Annotated in this window: 22 protein-coding genes and 1 tRNA gene; 13 read left to right on the top strand and 10 right to left on the bottom strand. The window is 64.4% G+C overall.

Annotated features, from left to right (window positions below; all coding sequences use genetic code 11):
- Positions 1-259: 259 nt before the first annotated feature.
- Both J5M67_RS03105 and J5M67_RS03100 read right to left on the bottom strand, forming a co-directional pair.
- Complete coding sequence (locus tag J5M67_RS03105) at positions 260-559, bottom strand: hypothetical protein (protein WP_207883185.1); 300 nt, start codon at positions 557-559, stop codon at positions 260-262.
- 151 nt (positions 560-710) lie between these two features.
- The gene (locus tag J5M67_RS03100; RefSeq protein ID WP_207883183.1) at positions 711-1,307 is read right to left on the bottom strand and encodes a TetR/AcrR family transcriptional regulator; all 597 of its coding nucleotides are present in this window, start codon (positions 1,305-1,307) and stop codon (positions 711-713) included.
- Positions 1,308-1,558: 251 nt separating this feature from the next.
- Between J5M67_RS03100 and J5M67_RS03095 the strand changes: the two genes are divergently transcribed.
- On the top strand, positions 1,559-3,316 hold the full coding sequence (locus J5M67_RS03095) for an FAD-dependent oxidoreductase (RefSeq protein WP_207883181.1): 1,758 nt from the start codon (positions 1,559-1,561) through the stop codon (positions 3,314-3,316).
- Between the two features lie 61 nt (positions 3,317-3,377).
- The gene (locus J5M67_RS03090) at positions 3,378-4,115 is read left to right on the top strand and encodes an SDR family NAD(P)-dependent oxidoreductase (RefSeq protein ID WP_207883179.1); all 738 of its coding nucleotides are present in this window, start codon (positions 3,378-3,380) and stop codon (positions 4,113-4,115) included.
- Positions 4,116-4,178: 63 nt separating this feature from the next.
- On the opposite strand, the gene J5M67_RS03085 is transcribed toward J5M67_RS03090, so the two are convergent.
- From J5M67_RS03085 to J5M67_RS03075, 3 genes are all read right to left on the bottom strand, one after another.
- Complete coding sequence (locus J5M67_RS03085) at positions 4,179-4,976, bottom strand: SDR family oxidoreductase (RefSeq protein ID WP_207883177.1); 798 nt, start codon at positions 4,974-4,976, stop codon at positions 4,179-4,181.
- 9 nt (positions 4,977-4,985) lie between these two features.
- The gene (locus J5M67_RS03080; RefSeq protein ID WP_207883175.1) at positions 4,986-5,513 is read right to left on the bottom strand and encodes a VOC family protein; all 528 of its coding nucleotides are present in this window, start codon (positions 5,511-5,513) and stop codon (positions 4,986-4,988) included.
- Between the two features lie 268 nt (positions 5,514-5,781).
- Complete coding sequence (locus J5M67_RS03075; protein ID WP_207883173.1) at positions 5,782-6,447, bottom strand: Bax inhibitor-1/YccA family protein; 666 nt, start codon at positions 6,445-6,447, stop codon at positions 5,782-5,784.
- 135 nt (positions 6,448-6,582) lie between these two features.
- Here J5M67_RS03075 and J5M67_RS03070 point away from each other — a divergent pair.
- The 7 genes from J5M67_RS03070 to J5M67_RS03040 all read left to right on the top strand — a co-directional run bounded on the left by J5M67_RS03070 (position 6,583) and on the right by J5M67_RS03040 (position 10,253).
- A tRNA-Ser gene (locus J5M67_RS03070) sits at positions 6,583-6,670 on the top strand.
- 113 nt (positions 6,671-6,783) lie between these two features.
- On the top strand, positions 6,784-7,176 hold the full coding sequence (tusD, locus tag J5M67_RS03065; protein ID WP_207883171.1) for a sulfurtransferase complex subunit TusD: 393 nt from the start codon (positions 6,784-6,786) through the stop codon (positions 7,174-7,176).
- Positions 7,176-7,535 carry a sulfurtransferase complex subunit TusC gene (tusC, locus tag J5M67_RS03060; RefSeq protein WP_207883168.1) on the top strand — a complete coding sequence of 120 codons (360 nt, stop codon included), beginning with the start codon at positions 7,176-7,178 and terminating at the stop codon, positions 7,533-7,535. The genes tusD and tusC overlap by 1 nt, the downstream gene beginning before the upstream one ends.
- Complete coding sequence (gene tusB, locus J5M67_RS03055) at positions 7,532-7,837, top strand: sulfurtransferase complex subunit TusB (protein ID WP_207883429.1); 306 nt, start codon at positions 7,532-7,534, stop codon at positions 7,835-7,837. The genes tusC and tusB overlap by 4 nt, the downstream gene beginning before the upstream one ends.
- Complete coding sequence (locus tag J5M67_RS03050) at positions 7,834-8,169, top strand: TusE/DsrC/DsvC family sulfur relay protein (protein WP_207883166.1); 336 nt, start codon at positions 7,834-7,836, stop codon at positions 8,167-8,169. The genes tusB and J5M67_RS03050 overlap by 4 nt, the downstream gene beginning before the upstream one ends.
- Complete coding sequence (locus tag J5M67_RS03045; RefSeq protein WP_207883164.1) at positions 8,166-9,164, top strand: glycosyl transferase family protein; 999 nt, start codon at positions 8,166-8,168, stop codon at positions 9,162-9,164. Before J5M67_RS03050 ends, J5M67_RS03045 begins: the two co-directional genes overlap by 4 nt.
- 87 nt (positions 9,165-9,251) lie before the next feature.
- Positions 9,252-10,253, top strand: a complete 1,002-nt coding sequence (locus J5M67_RS03040) for a glutathione S-transferase family protein (protein ID WP_207883162.1) — start codon at positions 9,252-9,254, stop codon at positions 10,251-10,253.
- A gap of 109 nt (positions 10,254-10,362) precedes the next feature.
- On the opposite strand, the gene cysG is transcribed toward J5M67_RS03040, so the two are convergent.
- Genes cysG through ftsK form a run of 5 tightly spaced genes read right to left on the bottom strand, consistent with a single transcriptional unit; the run spans position 10,363 to position 17,495 of the window.
- Positions 10,363-11,748, bottom strand: coding sequence for a siroheme synthase CysG (cysG, locus tag J5M67_RS03035; RefSeq protein WP_207883160.1), 1,386 nt, complete (start codon positions 11,746-11,748; stop codon positions 10,363-10,365).
- A 1-nt stretch (position 11,749) separates the two neighbouring features.
- Entirely contained in the window at positions 11,750-13,030 is a 1,281-nt protein-coding gene (gene serS, locus J5M67_RS03030) for a serine--tRNA ligase (RefSeq protein ID WP_207883158.1), read from the bottom strand.
- A gap of 46 nt (positions 13,031-13,076) precedes the next feature.
- Complete coding sequence (locus tag J5M67_RS03025; RefSeq protein WP_207883156.1) at positions 13,077-14,402, bottom strand: replication-associated recombination protein A; 1,326 nt, start codon at positions 14,400-14,402, stop codon at positions 13,077-13,079.
- 38 nt (positions 14,403-14,440) lie between these two features.
- The gene (gene lolA / locus J5M67_RS03020) at positions 14,441-15,064 is read right to left on the bottom strand and encodes an outer membrane lipoprotein chaperone LolA (RefSeq protein ID WP_045214800.1); all 624 of its coding nucleotides are present in this window, start codon (positions 15,062-15,064) and stop codon (positions 14,441-14,443) included.
- A gap of 19 nt (positions 15,065-15,083) precedes the next feature.
- Entirely contained in the window at positions 15,084-17,495 is a 2,412-nt protein-coding gene (ftsK, locus tag J5M67_RS03015) for a DNA translocase FtsK (RefSeq protein WP_207883154.1), read from the bottom strand.
- Positions 17,496-17,715: 220 nt separating this feature from the next.
- Between ftsK and trxB the strand changes: the two genes are divergently transcribed.
- From trxB to infA, 4 genes are all read left to right on the top strand, one after another.
- A complete protein-coding gene (gene trxB / locus J5M67_RS03010; protein WP_207883151.1) occupies positions 17,716-18,666 on the top strand; it encodes a thioredoxin-disulfide reductase in 951 nt (316 codons plus the stop codon).
- A gap of 38 nt (positions 18,667-18,704) precedes the next feature.
- Entirely contained in the window at positions 18,705-19,409 is a 705-nt protein-coding gene (gene aat, locus J5M67_RS03005; protein WP_207883149.1) for a leucyl/phenylalanyl-tRNA--protein transferase, read from the top strand.
- A gap of 31 nt (positions 19,410-19,440) precedes the next feature.
- Positions 19,441-20,148, top strand: coding sequence for an arginyltransferase (locus tag J5M67_RS03000; protein WP_207883147.1), 708 nt, complete (start codon positions 19,441-19,443; stop codon positions 20,146-20,148).
- A 105-nt stretch (positions 20,149-20,253) separates the two neighbouring features.
- A complete protein-coding gene (gene infA / locus J5M67_RS02995; protein ID WP_002553999.1) occupies positions 20,254-20,472 on the top strand; it encodes a translation initiation factor IF-1 in 219 nt (72 codons plus the stop codon).
- Positions 20,473-20,487: the final 15 nt, after the last annotated feature.

Here is a 20,487-nt window from a genome sequence, read left to right as displayed (position 1 = left end):
CCCTTTGCACAGAAATGTAATTGTGAAGACCCAGCGAGAGCTTCGCGGAATCCGCAAACCTTAACAGAAAGCACCGTCTCGACCTAGCTTGGTGCAGGCTCGTCAAAATGCAAACGCCAGAGAACCGCCCAGCGTGGCGACAAATGCTGACAGACCTTCACCAGAACGTCTAGGACGGGCTTTTAACGAAGGGAAGCTAAAGGACGGATACGTCCCAGCAGGGCACCTACCAGGACGGCAGGGCCAGGTTTCGCCCGCCCTAGAGGGCAACCCGCCTCAGCATTCGAATCAGCCAGAGCAGCGCCAGCAATGCAGGATAATAGAGCAGCATGCCGGCAAGGCAGATCAAGGCCAGCGAAAGCCGGGGCCAGGAGGCACCATAGGAATCCTGAATCCAGAAGTCCGTCGTGAGGTAGAGCGGAAAGACGATGGGGAACGCGATCAGCCCCAGCGTCCAGTAGGCTCCGGAGGCCGACGCGATGTAGTGCGTGACGATCCAGCTACTGGCGTACCAGAAACAGATCCATGTTGCCGCGAATATCAGTGCCCGGAAAAACACGGGGCGTCCTCCTCGTCCATGTAGTGAGTCCCGTGGAGTATGGCGGCCGGTTACCTGACCGGCGAGCAGCGACTGCATCGTCCGACGATGCCTGCGACTACGATGTCATCCGTACGACCGGAACAGCCTGATACCCTTCAATTCACGTCCATTAGCGCCTGCGGACCGGCTGGAGAATGGCCATCTGGGCGCGCATCGCCGCCTCATCGGCAGGCACCAGGCAGTACGCGAGACAGACGCGGCTGATCAACGCAATGACATCGTCCAGCGCCATGACTGCCGAGCCATGGCGTTCGGCAAAGCGCCGATACGGCTCTTCCAGCACGCCGCGCCACATCGGGGCGATGTTCTCGAGGATGTAGCTGAAGACGTCCGAGGTCGAACTCTTCGCCAGATAGCTGTGATGGAAGCCGCCATTGTGTCGATCCAGGTAGCGCACGGCGAAGCACACGCACTCTTCGAGATAACGCTCGAAGTCATCCTCGAAGGCCTGCACGCTGTGCTGCATCTCCTCGAAGAACGCAGCGTTCTCCGCACTGATGACCGCCTGGATCAGCTCCTTCTTGTTGCTGAAATAGCGATACAGGGTCCGTCGCGAAATGTTCGCCTGCTGGGCCACATCATCGATCGAAAAGCTCTCGGCGCCCTCCTCGATCATCACCTCCAACGCCGCCCGCAGAATCAGCGAGCGGCCGTCACTGGCATTTCCCATCCGGCTGGCGTCACCCCAGCGTAGCTGTCGACTCATGTGCACCTTCGTCCGCTCAGGGGCCCGCCTGGTTGGTCCGGCCCGGATATATCCGCGCCGATTCTCTCATGTAATGGCACAAAAAAATAATTTGCGCCGAAGATGTCACAACTTGTACTTTGTGTGACATTGCTCGACAAGACCACGCCACCCCACCGCCGTGCCCTGCTGACAAGCCCTGCAGATGACGCACTCGGGCGCCCCCGATGCAGCACAAAACGCCGGCCCCCTTTCCAAGGAGAGATGCAGCCATGACCAGCAAGCAACGCGATGCGAAGTGGGACCATGAATACGACGTGGTCGTCGTCGGCTCCGGCGCAGGCGCACTGACGGCCGCAGTGCGCGCCCATGACAACGGACTGTCGGTGCTGGTGATCGAGAAGAGCGACGTCTACGGCGGCACGAGTGCGGTCTCCGGCGGCGGCGTATGGATCCCCTGCAACAGCCAGATCGCCGTGCTTGGCGGCAGTGACTCTTATGAAGAAGCGATCACCTACCTGCGCGACGTGGTCGGCGAGGAATTCGATCAGGCGCGCATTGACGCCTACCTGGCCAATGGTCCCGAGATGATCGAGTACCTGGCCCGAGAGGCGCAGACGCATTTCCGGGCCGTACCCCGCTACCCCGACTATTACCCGGACAAGGGCGGCAAGCCGGGTTACCGCACCATGGAACCCGCCCCCTTCGATGCCGCGCGCCTGGGCAAATCCTTCGAGCAGCTGCGCCCGGCCTCCCCGGCCACGCTCATCGGCGGGCGTATCGCCATGACCCAGGTGGAGGCGCACACCATCCTCGCCAAGGAACCCGGCTGGCTGCTGCTCACGGCCCGCCTGGCGCTGCGCTATGTCAGCGACCTCCGCTGGCGTCGACACACGCGCCGCGACCGCCGCCTGACCCTCGGCAACGCACTGGTTGCAAGCCTGCGTGCCGCCCTGCTCAAGCGCGGCATCCCGCTATGGCTGGAGACCTCCCTGCAGTCGTTGCGCCAGGAAGACGACCGAGTGGTGGGCATCGACGTGCTTCGACTGGGCCGCACCCTCTCCCTGCACGCACGTCGTGGCGTCGTGCTTGCCTGTGGCGGCTTCGAGTCGAACCAGTCCATGCGCGAGCTCTACCTGCCCAAGCCCACCCGCGCGGAATGGACCGCCGCGCCGCCGATCAACACTGGCGACGGTATTCATGCCGGCATGCAGGCTGGGGGATCGGTCGCGCTGATGGAGCACACCTGGGGCGCCCCGACCGTGAGAGTGCCCGGCGAGTCGAGCCAGCGCGCGCTCTTCGTCGAGCGCGCCTTCCCGCGCTGTGTCATGGTCAACCAACTGGGACAGCGCTTCGTCAATGAGGCCGCGCCCTACACCGACATCATCTACGCCATGTACGCGGACCACCAACGCACCCAGGCCAACGCACCGGCCTGGCTGGTGTTCGACGCCGAGTACCGCAAGCGCTACCCGTGCGGCGTCCTGTTGCCGGGCAGCGTGCAGCCGGACTCGAAGATCCCGGAGGGTTGGCTGGACAAGGTGATCTACCGCGCCGAGACGCTCTCCGCACTGGCGGAAAAGATCGGCGTGAACGCCGCAGAGCTGGCCACCACCGTCCAGCAGATGAACCAGTTCGCCGCCGACGGCATCGATCCCCAGTTCGGCAAGGGCGGCAACCTGTTCGACCGCTATTACGGCGACTCAAACTGCAAGCCGAACCCCTGCCTCGGACCAATCGAGCGGGCGCCCTTCTACGCCCTGCGCATCGATCCGGGCGAGCTCGGCACCAAGGGTGGACTGCGTACCGACGCCTTCGCCCAGGTACTGCGCGCCGACGGTTCGGTGCTGGCCGGCTGCTACGCGGTGGGCAACACCTCGGCCGCGCTGATGGGCAAGACCTACCCCGGCCCCGGCTCGACCATCGGTCCGGCAATGACCTTCGCCTATATCGCCGCCAACCACATTGCAACGGAGGAGCCGGTGCAGGCGGCAGGTTCCGCCCAGAGCGCCGCCGGCCATCCGGCATAACGCGCCGGCACCCACACACAAGTTATTGGCCCCAGGCCATTGCAACCCAATGAGGATATCGATGAGCAGTTCAGACCTTGCAGGAAAAGTCGGCGTTGTAACGGGTGGCCGCCAGGGCATTGGCCGCGCCTGTGTCGACGCCCTGGTCGAAGCGGGCGCCACCGTGGTGGTGCTGGATCGTGGGACGGGCGAACCGGTGCCGGGAGCGGCGCTGACCCTGGCGGTGGATGTGACCGATGCGGACGCCATCGGGGCCGCCTTCGAACGTATCGACTCGACCTTCGGTCGCCTGGATTTCGCCGTGAACAACGCCGGCATCGATATCGAGACGGAGCCCGCGCCTGAATGGCGTGCCGAGCCGCTGGATCTGACCGTGGATGTGAACCTGAAGGGCGTCTACCACTGCATGCGGCGGGAGATCTCCCTGATGCGTCGCCAGGGCGGCGGCTCCATCGTCAACATCGGCTCGGTCGCCGCGATTGTCGGCACTGCCACCCGCGCCGCCTACGCGGCGAGCAAGCACGGCGTCGTCGGCCTCACGCGCAGCGCGGCGCTGGAGTTCGGCAAGGACAGGATCCGCACCAATATCGTCTGCCCCGGCGGCACCCGCACCCCGCTGCTGGAAAAGGTCATGACGGACAATCCCGTGCTGCGCGAACACATCGCCGCGACCTGCCCGCTGGGCCGCCTGGCCGAACCCTCGGAGATCGCCGAAGCGGTCCTCTGGCTGGCCTCGCCGAAGTCGAGCTACGTCAACGGTGCGGTACTGCCCGTGGACGGCGGATACACCGCCGGCTGACCTGGATATCCCAGGAAAAAGCCCGCGCCCGACATCGTCGGCCGCGGGCTTCGTTTTTCTGCCTCAGTTGGCCGGGGTGGCGCCCGTTGCGGCGGCATAGACCTCGGCCAGCGACGGATTGCGCCGCAGCGTCTGACCACCGCTGACATGGATGACCTGGCCGGTGACGAAGCTGGACTCGTCGCTCGCCAGCCACAGGGCGGCATCGGCGACTTCTGCCGCAACACCGCTGCGTCCCAGCGGAATCTCCCGGTGGTAAAGCGCGGCGATGCCCGGGTGCATCAGCCCGCCACCCGACATCGGCGCATCCGCCACGCCACCCGGCGCGATGGAATTGGCGCGGATGCCCTGGTGGCCGAACTCATGGGCAATGCAGCGGATGACATGGTCGATGCCAGCCTTGGTGCCCATGTAGGCGGCATGGTTGTCGAACATGATGCTGGCGGTCACCGAGGAAACCTGGATGATCGAGCCCCCGTTCGGCATGTGCCGCAGCAGCGCCTGGAAGAACTGGAACGGCCCGGTGAACTGGACTGCATTCATCGTATCCAGGTCCTCCTGGCTGTGCTCCAGGAAGGGTTTCAGGAGCCCCCAGCCCGTCGCATTGACCCCGATATCGAGCCCGCCGAGGCGCTCCACGCCGCGAGCAACGAGAGCCTCGATATCGGCCTGCGAGGTGATGTCGCAAGCCAGCCAAGGCACGCCCAGCGTGTCGGCAACAGCCGCCAGCGCATCGGGGCGGCGCCCGGCCACCAGTACGCGCGCGCCCTGCTTCACATAACGTCGGGCGATGGCTTCGCCGATGTTCCCAGGCGCAACGCCGAGCACCAGTGCCGCTTTATCTTTCAATCGATTCGACATGCAGAGTTCTCACGCAGAGACGTCAATGACATGAATGGAAGGAGAGCCGTCCCAGGTCCTGGCGGCCTCGATGCCCTGCTGAATCATCTCGCGCATGCCCAGGCCGTGGATGACCTCATAGAGCACACCGGGCTCTTCTTCATTTTCGAAGTAGGCAACGCGGGTCGAGGGATTGCTCGCTTCGAAAACCACCCGCAGCCCCGTGGACGTCAGGCGCTCCATCGCCTGGTCGATGTCATCGACCACCCAGGCGACATGGTGCATCCCCCGGAGCGCACGCCCCTGCTCGTCCCGGTACGGCGACTTCGAGGAATTGGTCGCCTGGATCAGCTCGATCTGCATCCCGCCCTGATAACCGAGCCCGACATCCATGGTGACGGTCACGGGCTCGCCACGGTATGTCCCTTCCAGGGTCACGTTACGAAAGACCGTCCATGGCCCCACACCGATTTGCCGTTGCCAGCGTCCGATGCTCTGTTCCAGGTCATCAACGAGATAGCCGATCTGGTCCATGGGACCGAGCCAAACAGTGCTCATGAGAATTCCTTGCGAATGATCTCAGTGGGAAGGATCGCAAGCCGTGCATTGTCCTGACGCTCAAGCCATGCCCGGCGACGACCGCTATGACACAAACCGAATAGTTTGAGACTCCGATATTGGCACAAATAATTAATTTTGTGCCAATCCTATTGCAGGGGCTCAGGAGCGGACGTGATGAAGGCCGGATGCGCGGTCGTGCAAGCCAGTGCCCCCGGAAATGAAAAAAGCCCGTCGAGACGGGCTTTTTTGCAGGACTGCGGGACGATCAGTCGTCGCTGCCCATGATGCCGAAGATCTGCAGCAGGCTGAGGAACATGTTGTAGATCGACACGTACAGGCTGATGGTGGCCATGATGTAGTTGCGTTCGCCACCGTGGATGATCGCGCTGGTCTGGAACAGGATCATCGCCGAGGAGAACAGCACGAAGCCGGCGCTGATGGCCAATTGCAGGCCGCTGATCTGGAAGAACAACGAGACCAGCACGGCGCCCAGCAGCACGAAGAAGCCTGCGGTGATGAAGCCGGACAGGAAGCTCATGTCCTTGCGGGTGGTCAGCACATAGGCGGACAGGCCGAAGAACACCAGGGCAGTCATGAAGAAGGCTGACGAGATCACACTCGCGCCATTGGCCATGCCCAGGTACAGGTTGAGGATCGGGCCAAGGGTGTAGCCCATGAAGCCGGTCAGGGCGAAGGTGCTGAGCAGGCCCCAGGCGCTGTTGCGCAGCTTCACGGTAAGGAAGAACAGACCGTAGAAGCCCAGCAGCACCACGAAGACGCTCGGGTAGGGCAAACGCATCTGCTGCGAGGCGAAAGCCACCAGGCCACTGAAGGCCAGCGTCAGCGCGAGCAGGCCGTAGGTATTGCGCAGGACGCCGCTGACCTCTTTCTGCTCCACGGCTGTGGAGTCGAGATATTGCCGTTCTTGCATGTCGAGACACTCCTGTTTAAGCGGGATACGGGTCCGTGACCGTAGTGCCATTCATCATAACAGAGGCAAAAGAGCCCCGAATAACCAGAGTTTGACAGTGTGTTGCGATCCGGTACTATGGCGCCCCGCTCATGCGGAAGTGTGGCCGAGTGGTTTAAGGCAGCGGTCTTGAAAACCGCCGGGTGTAACAGCCCCCAGAGTTCGAATCTCTGCGCTTCCGCCATTATTCCCTACGTCAAAAGCCCCGCCTCGCGGGGCTTTTGCGTTTCTGCGGCACGGCAAAAACCGACATAGTGCCGTATCATCCTGCGAAAATTCGTCGCGAAGGCCCGCTCCATGAAGTTCGTCATCGCCCTCTTCTCCCCGCCGCATTCACCGGCAGCCCGACGCGCATTGCGCTTTGCCGAGGCTGCGCTGGCCGGCGGGCACGAAATCACCCGGCTGTTCTTCTACCAGGACGGCGTGTACAGCGCCTCGGCCAACGCCGTAGCCGGCCAGGATGAACTGGACGTAGCCGCCAGCTGGACCCGTTTCGTCGCCAACAACCAACTCGATGGTGTGGTCTGCATCGCCGCCGCGCTGCGCCGTGGCGTGTTGAATAGCGAGGAAGCCAACCGCTATTCGCGTCCTGCCGCCAACCTGCAGGCGCCCTGGGACCTTTCCGGCCTCGGCCAGCTGCATGAAGCGGCGCAACTGGCGGACCGCCTGGTCTGCTTCGGAGGCGATTGATGGCCAAGTCTCTGCTGATCATCAGCCGCCAGGCGCCCTGGGCCGGCCCCGCTGCCCGCGAAGCGCTGGACATCGCCCTGGCCGGCGGCGCCTTCGATCTGCCGATCTCGATGCTGTTCCTCGATGACGGCGTGTTCCAGCTCGCGCCCGGCCAGCGCCCGGCCACCCTCGAACAGAAGGACCTGCAGGCCAACCTGCAAGCCCTGCCGCTGTTCGGTGTGGAAGCGCTCTACGTCAGCCAGCGCAGCCTCGGTGAGCGCGGCCTCGACGCTGCGAGCCTGACCCTGCCGGTACAGGCACTGGACGCCGCCGCACTGCGCGACCTGCTGCAAACCCACGACCAGGTGATCACGATCTGATGGCTACCCTCCACCTGCTCTCGCACTCCCCCTTCGACGATGGCCGACTCGCCAGCTGCCTGCACTTGCTCGGCCCGGACGACGGCCTGCTGCTGACCGGCGACGCCGTCTACGCCCTGCGCGACGGCACCGCCCCCTGCCAGGCGCTGGAGCTGATGCCCGCCGCCAATGGACTCTTCGCCCTGCTGGAAGACCTGCAGGCGCGCGGTATGGATGACGTGCCCGCCCGCGTCATTGCGGTCGATTACCCCGGTTTCGTCGAACTCTGCACCCGCTTCGACAAGGTGAATGCCTGGCTATGAGCACTCTACTGGTCAACGGACACGCCCTGGCGTTGGACAAGGACGGCTACCTGGTGCAGCTCGACGACTGGAGCGATGCCGCCGCCGAGGCCCTGGCGCACAACGAAGGCATCCACCTGACGCCCGAGCACTGGGAAATCCTCCTGCTGCTGCGTGAGTTCTATGGCGAATTCCAGCTCTCCCCGGCCAACCGCCCGCTGATCAAATACGTGGCCCAGAAACTGGGAGCGGAAAAGGGCAGCAGCCTGCACCTCAACCTCCTGTTCAAGGGCACCCCGGCCAAGCTTGCCGCCAAGCTCGCCGGTCTGCCGAAGCCGACCAATTGCCTATGACTGCCGCCCCGCTCGTCCTGCAGACACCTGAAGAACATCCGTTCGCCCAGTTCGTGCGCATCCTCGGCAAGGGCAAGCGCGGCGCGCGCGGCCTGACCCGCGAGGAAGCCCGCGAAGCGCTGGGCCTGATCCTCGACGACAAGGTCGAAGATGCCCAACTGGGCGCCTTCCTGATGCTGCTGCGACACAAGGAGGAAAGCGCCGAGGAGCTGGCCGGTTTCACCGAGGCCGTGCGTTCGCGCCTGCAGGTGCCGAAGATCACCGTGGACCTGGACTGGCCCAGCTACGCCGGCAAGAAACGCCACCTGCCCTGGTACCTGCTGGCCGCCAAGTGCCTGGCCGGCAGCGGCACGCGCATCCTGCTGCACGGCGGCGGCGCGCACACCGCCGGACGCATGTACACCGAGCAACTGCTGGAACAGCTCGGCCTGCCGCTGTGCCGCGACTGGAGCTCGGTGAGCACCGCGCTGGACGATAGCGGCATCGCCTTCGCCCCGCTGGTGGACTGGATGCCGCGCCTGCAGCGGATGATCGACCTCCGCAACACCCTCGGCCTGCGCTCGCCCATGCACTCCGCCGTGCGTTTGCTCAATCCGCTGGGCGCCACCTGCGTGCTGCAGAGCATCTTCCACCCCGGCTACCAGGAAGTGCACCGCGAAGGCAGCCGCCTGCTCGGCGACTATGCCATCGTCATCAAGGGCGAGGGCGGCGAGATCGAGATGAACCCCGACGCCACCTCGCACCTCTATGGCTGCCGAGATGGCGAAGCCTGGGACGAAGAATGGCCGGCGCTGTCGCCGCTGCGTCACGTCAAGCCGGAAACGCTCGACCCCACCCATCTGGCCGCCTTCTGGCGCGGCGAAGTCGAAGATGGCTACGGTGAACTGGCGGTACGCGCAACCATGGCTCTGGCCCTGCGAGCGCAGGGGTTGTCACGCGACGATGCCTTCGCGGAAGCCGATACACGCTGGGCTGCGCGCAACAGATCGATTTAATCGATATCTGGAATCCTGTTTTTGCGCCAATCAATCGAGTCTTAACCGATAGACTGGTCCCATCTACCCGCTTTCTGGAGCACACAGATGGGACAGTTGATCGATGGCCGCTGGCATGACCAGTGGTATGACACCAGCAAGGACGGCCGCTTCCAGCGCGAGAACGCGCAGCGCCGCAACTGGATCACCGCGGACGGCCGCCCCGGCCCCAGCGGCGAAGGCGGCTTCCGCGCCGAAGCCGGTCGCTATCACCTCTATGTTTCCCTGGCCTGCCCCTGGGCGCACCGCACGCTGATCTACCGTCAGCTGAAGGGCCTGGAGTCGCTGATCGACGTTTCGGTGGTCAGCTGGCTGATGCTGGAAAACGGCTGGACCTTCGACAAGGCGCTCGGCTCCACCGGCGACAAGCTCGACGGCCTGGGCTTCCTCCACCAGCGCTACACGAAAGACGACCCGCACTACACCGGCCGCGTCACCGTACCGCTACTGTGGGACAAGCACGAGCAACGCATCGTCAGCAACGAATCGGCGGAGATCATCCGCATGTTCAACTCGGCCTTCGACGGGATCACCGGCAACCCGCTGGACCTCTATCCGGAACCGCTGCGGGCGCAGATCGACGCGCTGAACGAGCGTATCTACTCGGCAGTGAACAACGGCGTGTACCGCGCCGGCTTCGCCACGACACAAGACGCCTACGAAGAGGCCTTCAAGACCCTGTTCAATGAGCTGGACTGGCTGGAAGAGCGCCTGGGCGAGCAGCGCTACCTGGCGGGTGAATACCTGACCGAAGCCGATGTGCGCCTGTTCACCACGCTGATCCGCTTCGATGCGGTCTACCACGGCCACTTCAAGTGCAACCTGCGGCGCCTGGCGGATTATCCGAACCTGTCCGGCTGGCTGCGCGAGCTGTATCAACTGGAGGGTGTCGCCGGAACGGTGGATTTCCAGCACATCAAGCACCATTACTACGGCAGCCACCGCACCATCAACCCGACCGGTATCGTGCCGCTGGGGCCGCAGCAGGACTTCAGCGCGCCGCATGGGCGGGAGCATCTGCCGGGCAAGGGGATCGCGCGTAAGGGTTGAGGTTGGCGTAGGAACCGTTCGCGGTTATATGTCCGACGAAGAGCATCGCGGACGGAGTCCGCTCCTACGGGAGCGGGTCAGCGCGGCAACGAACTGCCGCGCATAGCCTTCATTGCTGCCCTTCGAACCAGGCGAGCTTGTCGCGCAACTGCACGACTTCGCCCACGATCACCAGCGTCGGCGCATGGACCTCATGCTCGGCCACCAGCTCGGGCAGGTTGGCCAGGGTGCCGGTGAATACCCGCTGGTGCACGGTGGTGCCTTGCTGCACCAACGCTGCCGGGGTATCGGCGGAACGGCCATGGCGCACCAGTTGCTCGCAGATCACCGGCAAGCCGACCAGGCCCATGTAGAACACCAGGGTTTGCCCCGGCGCGACCAGATCGTTCCAAGGTAGATCGGTCGTACCATCCTTCAGGTGACCGGTCACAAAGCGTACCGACTGTGCGTAGTCACGATGGGTCAGCGGGATGCCGGCGTAGGCGGCACAGCCACTGGCCGCGGTAATGCCGGGCACGACCTGGAACGGAATGCCATTGGCCGCCAGCTCGTCGATCTCTTCGCCACCGCGGCCGAAGATGAACGGATCGCCCCCTTTCAGGCGTAGCACGCGCTTGCCTTGCAGGGCCAGCTCGACCAGCTTGCGATTGATCTCGTCCTGCGGCACGGCATGGTCCGCGCGACGCTTGCCGACGTATAGGCGGTCCGCATCGCGGCGGCACAGTTCGAGAATCGCCGGCGCGACGAGACGGTCATAGAGCACCACGTCGGCCTGCTGCATCAGGCGCAGGGCGCGGAAGGTCAGCAGATCGGGATCGCCCGGCCCGGCGCCGACCAGATAAACCTCACCGCGGGATTCGGCCTGCGGCGACTCCAGCTTGCCCGCCAGCAGGCGTTCAGCTTCGCTCGGCTGACCGGCGAGCATGCGTTCGGCCACCGGTCCCTGGAACACCTCTTCCCAGAACTTGCGGCGCTGCTGCAGATCCGGCAGGCGCTGCTTCACGCGCTCGCGGAAGCGGCTGGCGAGACCGGCCAGCTGGCCGTAGGTCGCCGGTATCCAGGTTTCCAGCTTGGCGCGCAGCAGGCGCGCCAGCACTGGCGCGTCGCCACCACTGGAGACCGCCACCACCAGCGGTGAACGGTCGACGATGGCCGGGAAGATCACGCTGCACAGGGCAGGTGCATCCACCACATTGACTGGCACGCCGCGCTCATTCGCATCGCGGGAGACCTGGGCGTTGAGCGGCTCATCGTCGGTCGCGGCGATAACCAGCACGCAATCCTGCAGATCGCCCTGGACATAGGGGCGCAGGAGCAGTTCACCCGCGCCCTCCTCGACCAGCTCGCGCAACTCCGGATGCACATCCGGAGCCACGACGCGCAGCACCGCGCCGGCGTCGTTCAGCAGACGCGCCTTGCGCAGTGCGACATCACCGCCGCCGACCAGTAGCGCGCGACGTCCGCGCAGGATGTGGAACAGCGGCAGGAAGTCCATCTCAGCCGATGACCTCGATGCCCGCCATGTACGGCTTGAGCACTTCCGGTACGCGGATCGAGCCGTCGGCCTGCTGGTAGTTCTCCAGCACGGCGACCAGGGTACGGCCCACGGCCAGGCCCGAGCCGTTGAGGGTATGCACCAGCTCCGGCTTGCCGGTTTCCGGGTTGCGGTAGCGCGCCTGCATGCGGCGTGCCTGGAAGTCGCCGCAGTTGGAGCAGGAAGAAATCTCGCGGTACTTGTCCTGGCTCGGCACCCAGACTTCCAGGTCGTAGGTCTTGGCGGCGCCGAAGCCCATGTCGCCAGTGCACAGCGCCAGGGCGCGGTACGGCAGCTCCAGGGCCTGGAGGACCTTCTCGGCGTTGCCGACCAGGCTTTCCAGGGCTTCCCAGGATTTGGACGGCTCGACGATCTGCACCATCTCGACCTTGTCGAACTGGTGCTGGCGGATCATGCCGCGGGTGTCGCGGCCCGAGGCGCCGGCCTCGCTGCGGAAGCACGGGGTGTGGGCGACGAACTTCAGCGGCAGCTCCTTGGCGTCGAGGATCTGTCCGGCCACGATGTTGGTCAGCGAAACTTCCGCGGTCGGGATCAGGTACAGGTCCGCTTCGTCTTCACGCTGGATCTTGAACAGGTCTTCCTCGAACTTCGGCAGCTGGCCGGTGCCCTGCAGCGCCGGGGCCTGCACCAGGTACGGGGTATAGGCTTCTTCGTAGCCGTGCTCGCGGGTGTGCAGGTCGATCATGAACTGCGCCAGGGCGCGGTGCAGGCGTGCGATCGGGCCGCGCATCAGAGCGAAGCGGGCGCCCGACAGGCGGGCGGCGGTCTCGAAGTCCAGCCAGCCGTGTTTTTCGCCCAGGGCGACGTGGTCCTTGATCTCGAAATCGAAGCTACGCGGGGTGCCCCAACGACGGACTTCGACGTTCTGCTCTTCGTCCTCGCCCACCGGTACGGATTCGTGCGGCAGGTTCGGAATATTCAGCAGCAGGTTGTCCAGCTCGACCTGGATGGCATCCAGTTCGCGCTTGCCGGCTTCCAGCTCCTCGGCCATGCGGTTGACCTCGGCCTTCAGCGGCGCGACGTCCTCGCCATTCTTCATGGCCTGGCCAATTGCCTTGGAGCGCGAGTTGCGCTCGGCCTGCAGGGTCTCGGTGCGGGTCTGCACGGTCTTGCGCTGGCTCTCCAGCGCTTCGATGCGCGCCACGTCCAGGGTGAAGCCACGGGTGGCCAGGCGTTCGGCCACTTCCTGCGGCTGGGTACGAACCAGTTTGGAATCGAGCATGGTGTCTTCTCGTGTCTAGTGTCAGGCGGCGCTCGCGGGCGCCACTTCAGGATTTTCTACGCTTGCGCGGACTGCTCTGGTCGAGATTCGCCAGATGGCGCAACTTCTCGCCGATCTTCAGCTCCAGCCCGCGCGGCACGGGTTGGTAATAGTGGCGCGGTTCCATGGACTCGGGGAAGTAGTCTTCCCCGGCCGCATAGGCATCCGGCTCATCATGGGCATAGCGATACTCGTCGCCATAGCCCAGGTTCTTCATCAATTTGGTCGGTGCGTTGCGCAGGTGCAGCGGTACTTCCAGCGAGCCGCTCTCGGCCACGTCACGGCGTGCCGTGTTGTAGGCGTTGTAGACGGCATTGCTCTTCGGCGCACAGGCCAGATAGACAATAGCTTGCGCAATGGCCAGCTCGCCTTCCGGGCTGCCCAGGCGTTCCTGCACATCCCAGGCGTTGAGGCACAGGGTCAGTGCGCGGGGGTCTGCGTTGCCGATGTCCTCGCTGGCCATGCGCACCACGCGGCGGGCGATATACAGCGGGTCGCAGCCGCCATCGAGCATGCGCGAATACCAGTACAGCGCGCCATCGGGACTGGAGCCGCGCACCGACTTGTGCAGCGCGCTGATCTGGTCATAGAAGGCCTCGCCGCCCTTGTCGAAGCGCCGGCGCGAGTCGCCCAGCAGGTTCTGCAGCAGTTCGGCGCTGATCTCGCCATTGTCCTCGGCGAGGTCCGAGGCGTTCTCCAGCAGGTTGAGCAGGCGGCGGCCATCGCCGTCGGCGGCGGCCATGAGGATGGCGAAGCTGTCGTCGGGCAGGCTCAGATTGCGCTTGCCCAGGCCCTTCTCCTCGGTCAACGCACGCTCTACCAGCCGGCGCAGCGCCGCTTCGTCCAGGCTTTTCAGCACGTAGACGCGGGCGCGGGACAGCAGCGCGTTGTTCAGCTCGAAGGACGGGTTCTCGGTGGTCGCGCCGATGAAAATCAGGGTGCCGTCTTCGACATAGGGCAGGAAGGCATCCTGCTGGCTCTTGTTGAAGCGGTGCACTTCGTCGACGAAGAGGATGGTGCGGCGGCCGTACTGCGCGGCGTGTTGCTTGGCCACTTCCACCGACTGGCGGATTTCCTTCACCCCCGAGAGCACCGCCGAGATGGTCTCGAAATGCGCGTCGGTGACCTGGGCCAGCAACTTCGCCAGGGTGGTCTTGCCGACACCCGGCGGTCCCCAGAAGATCATCGAGTGCAGCGCGCCCTGCTCCAGCGCTTCGCGCAGCGGCTTGCCGCGGGCGAGCAGGTGCTCCTGGCCGACGTACTCGTCCAGGCTGGTCGCGCGCAAGCGCGCGGCCAGGGGCTGGGAAACGGGGGCGGAGCGGAACAGATCCACGGGGCTTACCTATAACTCAAACGGGCGCGAGGCCTCGGTCATTCCTGGATGACGTCGACGCCCTTGGGCACCTCGAAGACGAACTGCTTGGCATCCATCGCCTCGTTCATCTTCACGTCGAAGAACAGGATATTGGTACGCTGGCCGACGCTGTCGATCAGCTGCATGTCGTTCACCACGCCGCTGCGGAAGGAAATCCGCAGGCTGTCGAACAGGGTGTCCTTGGACTTCGGCTTGAGGGTGAAGTCGACCACATTGCCGCCGTCCTTGGCGGTGATGTCGAAGCTCTGGCCGATCTTCGACACGTCGCCGGAAAGCAGCAGGGCCGGGGTCTGGGTCAGGCGCTGGTCGAGCTTCTGGATGGTCACCTGCTCCAGGTCCGGGTCGTACAGCCAGATCTTCTCGCCATTGGAAATCAGCAGCTGCTCGTTCGGCGCATCGGTGTGCCAGCGGAACAGGCCCGGGCGCTTGAGGCCCAGGGTACCTGCGGTTTCCTGCAGGCGCGTGCCGCTGCCGTCCAGGGTCAGCTGGGAGAAGCGCGCGGTCATGGTCTGGGCCTTGGTGAGCATCCCGCTCAGGCGCTGCGCAGCAGCCTCGTCGGCATGGGCCTGGACGCCGGCAACAGCCAGCGCAGCAACGAACAACAGGCGGATCAGACGCATCGAAATCCTCGAAGTCGAATCAATCACGGATCGGGGCCGGCGCGATCACTTCGCGCGAGCCATTGGTATTCATCGGAGTGACCACGCCAGCCATTTCCATCGCCTCGATCATCCGCGCGGCGCGGTTGTAGCCGATCTTCAGCTTGCGCTGCACGGCGGAAATCGAAGCCCGGCGGCTTTCGGTGACGAAGCGCACGGCCTCGTCATAGAGCGGATCGTCCTCGCTGCCCTCACCGCCTTCGCCACCGCCACCTTCGAACGAGCCGCCGCCACCGCCTTCATCGGCGCCGGCGAGGATGTCCTCGATGTAGTTCGGTGCGCCGCGCAGTTTCCACGCCTCGACCACACGGTGCACCTCGTCATCGGAAACGAAGGCGCCATGGACGCGGATCGGCAGGCCGGTGCCCGGCGGCAGGTAGAGCATGTCACCGTGACCCAGCAGTTGCTCGGCGCCGCCCTGGTCGAGGATGGTGCGCGAGTCGATCTTGCTGGACACCTGGAAGGCGATACGGGTCGGAATGTTGGCCTTGATCAGGCCGGTAATCACGTCCACCGACGGACGCTGGGTCGCCAGGATCAGGTGGATACCGGCGGCCCGCGCCTTCTGGGCGATACGGGCGATCAGCTCTTCCACCTTCTTGCCGACGATCATCATCATGTCGGCGAATTCGTCCACCACCACCACGATGGTCGGCAGGGTCTGCAACAGCGGCGCCTCGTCTTCCATGCTCTCGCGGCGGTACAGCGGGTCGGTCAGCGGCGTGCCGGCTTCCTCCGCGTCCTTCACCTTGCGGTTGAAGCCGGCGAGGTTACGCACGCCCATGGCCGCCATCAGCTTGTAGCGGCGCTCCATCTCGGCAACGCTCCAGCGCAGCGCGTTGGCCGCCTCCTTCATGTCGGTGACCACCGGGCAGAGCAGGTGCGGAATGCCCTCGTAGATCGACAGTTCCAGCATCTTCGGGTCGATCATGATCAGCCGCGCCTCTTCCGGCGTGGACTTGAACAGGATCGACAGGAGCATGGCGTTCACGCCCACCGACTTACCGGAACCGGTGGTACCGGCCACCAGCAGGTGCGGCATCTTCGCCAGGTCGGTGATGATCGGGTTGCCACCGATGTCGTGACCCAGCGCCAGCGGCACGGTGGACTTGTGCTCATCGTATTCCGGCGTCATCAGCACTTCGGAGAAGCGCACCATCTGCCGGTCTTCATTGGGGATCTCGATACCCACGGTGGTCTTGCCGGGGATGACTTCCACCACGCGCACGCTGATCACCGCCAGCGAGCGCGCCAGGTCCTTGGCCAGGTTGGAGATGCGGCTGACCTTCACACCAGCGGCCGGCTGGATTTCGAAACGGGTGATCACCGGGCCGGGATGCACCGACTCGACCACCACTTCGACGCCGAACTCCTTGAGCTTGATCTCCAGCAGGCGCGACATGGCCTCCAGGGACTCCGGCGAGTAGCTCTGCTTCTTCTCGGCGGCCGGGTCGAGGATCGACAGCGGCGGCAGGGTGCCTTCCACGGCGGTATCGACGAACAGCGGTGCCTGCTTTTCCTTCAGCACGCGCTTGCTCGGCTCGGCCGGCTTGATGGGCGGTGGCGGGACGTCGATCTTCGGCGCCACGCGCTTCTCGCGCTCCTGCACGCTCTTGACCAGCGCTTCCTCACGCTCGATCAGGCGTTCCTTGACCTTGGCCTGCTCGCGGCGGTCGGCAACGATGGGCGCGGCGACTTCGGCCACGCGCTCATCAACCTCGCGCAACTGGGCGACCAGCTGTTTGTGCTCGCTACGGGCGCTCCACCAGCGGTTGGCGGCATTGTGGATCAGTTCGAAGAGATCGAGGGTGATCTTGCCGGTAACGTCCATGACCTTGAACCAGGACAGGTCGGCAAAGACGGTCATGCCGAACAGGAACAGGGCCAGGAACAGCAGGGTGCTGCCCTGCACGTTCAGCGCATTGACACCCAGTTGCCCCAGGCTCTCGCCCAGGGCGCCGCCGGCACTGGCCGGCATGTGGCTGCCATTGGCATGGAAATGGATGTAGGCCAGCGCGGAGCCGGCCAGCACCAGGAAGACCAGGCCGATCAGGCGCCAGGAAAACAGCCAGCCGCTCCACTCCCAGGGCAGGTGGCGCTTGCGGAAGACCTGGTAGGTCTTCACCGCCAGCAGCAGCGGGAACAGGTAGGCAAAATAGCCCAGCACCATGAACAGGATGTCGGCGCTCAGGGCACCCAGGCGGCCGGCGGCGTTCTGAACCTGATCGACGTGACTGGAGTGACTCCAGCCCGGATCGGACGGATCATAGGTGAGCAGTGCCATCCACAGGTAGAGGCAGAGCGCGCCGAGCGCGATCAGGGCCCCCTCCTTCAGACGGTAGTGCAATTGCTGGCGCCAGGCGGCGGCGTGGCTTGCTGTGGTGTCCTTCAAAACGCGTCTATTCCTGCGCTATGCGCGCTTCCGAGAGTCGTTGAGCCTCAAACGGGCCTATTGTACGGCTTTGGCCAGCCGATGCCAGCGAGCCCGGAAGCGTCCGACGGCGCTTTTGCCGGCTTTCCGAGGTTCGGTGTAGCATAGCCCATCACCGATTTTCGGCTGCTCAATTGGAGCATGCATTCTCTTACGTGACAAAGGCTTATGGAGTCTTTTTATGAGTGAAGTCAAGCATTCGCGCCTGATCATCCTGGGCTCCGGCCCCGCGGGCTACACCGCTGCCGTGTACGCCGCTCGCGCCAACCTCAAGCCTGTTGTCATCACCGGCATCCAGCCCGGCGGCCAGCTCACCACCACCACCGAAGTCGATAACTGGCCGGGCGATGTGGAAGGCCTGACCGGTCCCGCCCTGATGGAGCGCATGCAGCAACACGCTCAACGTTTCGATACCGAGATCGTCTACGACCACATCCACACTGCCGAGTTGCAGCAGAAGCCCTTCACCCTCAAGGGCGACAGCGGCACCTACACCTGCGACGCACTGATCATCGCCACCGGCGCCTCCGCACAATATCTGGGCATGTCCTCCGAGCAGGCCTTCATGGGCAAGGGCGTCTCCGCCTGCGCCACCTGCGACGGCTTCTTCTACCGCAACCAGGTGGTCTGCGTGGTCGGCGGCGGCAACACCGCCGTGGAAGAGGCACTGTACCTGTCCAACATCGCCAAGGAAGTCCACCTGATCCACCGCCGCGACAAGCTGCGCTCGGAGAAGATCCTGCAGGACAAGCTGTTCGAGAAGGCCCAGAACGGCAACGTGCGCCTGCACTGGAACACCACCCTGGACGAAGTCCTGGGCGACGACATGGGTGTGGTCGGCGTGCGCCTGAAGGACACCGACAGCGGCGCAACCCGCCAGCTGGACCTGTCCGGTGTGTTCATCGCCATCGGCCACAAGCCCAACACCGAGCTGTTCGTCGACCAACTGGCCATGCATGACGGCTACCTGAAGATCAAGGGCGGCTCCGAAGGCAACGCTACCCAGACCAGCATCGAAGGCGTGTTCGCCGCTGGCGACGTGGCCGACCACGTCTACCGCCAGGCGATCACCTCCGCCGGCGCCGGCTGCATGGCCGCGCTGGACGCCGAGAAGTTCCTCGACGCCAACTGACCGGTCAAAGGGGAGGCCCGCCCTCCCCTCCTCCGCCCATGCTCAACTGGCTTTCCCGCGACAACTTCGACTTCCCACCCCTGGACAAGGCCCTGCACGAGCCCAACGGCCTGCTCGCGGCCGGTGGCGACCTCGATCCACGCCGCCTGATCCAGGCGTACCGTCACGGCTGCTTCCCCTGGTACCAGGACGGCCAGCCGATCCTCTGGTGGTCACCCGATCCGCGCACCGTACTGTTCCCCGACGAACTGCACGTTTCCCGCAGCCTGGCCAAGTTCATCCGCCAGGAGCATTACCAGATCACCATCGACCAGGCATTCGAACAGGTCATCCACGGCTGCGCCGGCCCGCGCGACTACGCGGACGGCACCTGGATCACCACACCGATGCAGAATGCCTACTGCGAGCTGCACCGCATGGGCATCGCGCACTCCGTAGAAGCCTGGGACAACGACGAGCTGGTCGGCGGTCTTTACGGACTGGCCATCGGTCGGCTGTTCTTCGGCGAATCCATGTTCAGCCGCGCGGACAACGCCTCCAAGATGGCGTTCGTCGCCCTGGTGCAACGTCTCAAGACTGCGGGTTTCGAACTGATTGACTGCCAGATGCCGACCCAGCACCTGCACAGCTTTGGCGCACGCGCCATCTCCCGGCGCGAATTCGCCTCTTATCTGCGCCGCCATCTCGACCAATTGCCGCTGCAGGACTGGACTTCGCAAGCGGACCAGCCCAGCCTGACATAAACTTGCCAGAGGGTCCTCGCAGGGGTTGAAGATGACCGAGCTCGCCCGCCTGAAGTTTTACGCCACACAGCCGCACCCATGCAGCTATCTGCCCGAGGAACAGGCCACCACCCTGTTCCTCGACCCCAGCCAGCCCATGGACGCACAGCTGTACGCCTCGCTTTCGGAGGTCGGTTTCCGGCGCAGCGGCGAACACCTGTACCGCCCCCACTGCCAGCACTGCACCGCCTGCATCCCGGCACGCATTCCGGCCGCCAACTTCCTCCCTAACCGCCAGCAGAAACGCATTCTCAAGCGCAATGCCGACCTGGAAGTCATCCGCAAGCGACCGACCTTCACCGAGGAGTACTACGCGCTGTACATGCGCTACATCGAGCAGCGCCACGCAGACGGTGACATGTACCCGCCCAGCCGCGACCAGTTCGCCACCTTCCTGGTGCGCGACCTGCCGTTCAGCTGCTTCTTCGAGTTCCGCCTGCAAGGCCGTCTGCTGGCCGTCGCGGTTACCGACGTGCTGCCCAACGGACTCTCGGCGGTTTACACCTTCTATGATCCTGACGAAGAACGTCGCAGCCTGGGACGCTTCGCCATCCTCTGGCAGATCGCCGAGACCCACCGCCTTGGCCTGCACGCGGTCTACCTCGGCTACTGGATCAAGAACTGTCGGAAGATGAACTACAAGACCCAGTACCGGCCGATCGAGCTGTTCGTGAACCAGCGCTGGGTGGTGCTGAACTGACTCATTACACGCCAGTTGGCGTTGTGGGGCATTTTCAGGCACAATGTGTGCCTTTTTTAATGGCCTGAAACTTCAGGCAACCATAGATACCGAGGGCTCTACTGCATGTCGAAAGAAGACAGCTTCGAAATGGAAGGCACTGTCGTCGACACCCTGCCCAACACCATGTTCCGCGTGGAGTTGGAGAACGGGCACGTCGTTACCGCGCACATCTCCGGCAAGATGCGCAAGAACTACATCCGCATCCTGACCGGCGACAAGGTTCGCGTAGAACTGACGCCCTACGACCTGTCCAAGGGTCGTATCACCTACCGCGCCCGCTGACGGACGGTAGCGCCG

The sequence above is a fragment of the Pseudomonas sp. 30_B genome, from assembly GCF_017491605.1.
Classification (GTDB): domain Bacteria; phylum Pseudomonadota; class Gammaproteobacteria; order Pseudomonadales; family Pseudomonadaceae; genus Pseudomonas.
This window is presented reverse-complemented; position numbering and strand designations above follow the sequence as displayed.

Coding starts and splice junctions, on each gene's coding strand:
- J5M67_RS03100 (WP_207883183.1), bottom strand. CDS start 1,307: ATGAGTCGACAGCTACGCTGGGGTGACGCCAGCCGGATGGGAAATGCC.
- J5M67_RS03095 (WP_207883181.1), top strand. CDS start 1,559: ATGACCAGCAAGCAACGCGATGCGAAGTGGGACCATGAATACGACGTG.
- J5M67_RS03090 (WP_207883179.1), top strand. CDS start 3,378: ATGAGCAGTTCAGACCTTGCAGGAAAAGTCGGCGTTGTAACGGGTGGC.
- J5M67_RS03085 (WP_207883177.1), bottom strand. CDS start 4,976: ATGTCGAATCGATTGAAAGATAAAGCGGCACTGGTGCTCGGCGTTGCG.
- J5M67_RS03080 (WP_207883175.1), bottom strand. CDS start 5,513: ATGAGCACTGTTTGGCTCGGTCCCATGGACCAGATCGGCTATCTCGTT.
- J5M67_RS03075 (WP_207883173.1), bottom strand. CDS start 6,447: ATGCAAGAACGGCAATATCTCGACTCCACAGCCGTGGAGCAGAAAGAG.
- tusD (WP_207883171.1), top strand. CDS start 6,784: ATGAAGTTCGTCATCGCCCTCTTCTCCCCGCCGCATTCACCGGCAGCC.
- tusC (WP_207883168.1), top strand. CDS start 7,176: ATGGCCAAGTCTCTGCTGATCATCAGCCGCCAGGCGCCCTGGGCCGGC.
- J5M67_RS03050 (WP_207883166.1), top strand. CDS start 7,834: ATGAGCACTCTACTGGTCAACGGACACGCCCTGGCGTTGGACAAGGAC.
- J5M67_RS03045 (WP_207883164.1), top strand. CDS start 8,166: ATGACTGCCGCCCCGCTCGTCCTGCAGACACCTGAAGAACATCCGTTC.
- J5M67_RS03040 (WP_207883162.1), top strand. CDS start 9,252: ATGGGACAGTTGATCGATGGCCGCTGGCATGACCAGTGGTATGACACC.
- cysG (WP_207883160.1), bottom strand. CDS start 11,748: ATGGACTTCCTGCCGCTGTTCCACATCCTGCGCGGACGTCGCGCGCTA.
- serS (WP_207883158.1), bottom strand. CDS start 13,030: ATGCTCGATTCCAAACTGGTTCGTACCCAGCCGCAGGAAGTGGCCGAA.
- lolA (WP_045214800.1), bottom strand. CDS start 15,064: ATGCGTCTGATCCGCCTGTTGTTCGTTGCTGCGCTGGCTGTTGCCGGC.
- trxB (WP_207883151.1), top strand. CDS start 17,716: ATGAGTGAAGTCAAGCATTCGCGCCTGATCATCCTGGGCTCCGGCCCC.
- aat (WP_207883149.1), top strand. CDS start 18,705: ATGCTCAACTGGCTTTCCCGCGACAACTTCGACTTCCCACCCCTGGAC.
- J5M67_RS03000 (WP_207883147.1), top strand. CDS start 19,441: ATGACCGAGCTCGCCCGCCTGAAGTTTTACGCCACACAGCCGCACCCA.
- infA (WP_002553999.1), top strand. CDS start 20,254: ATGTCGAAAGAAGACAGCTTCGAAATGGAAGGCACTGTCGTCGACACC.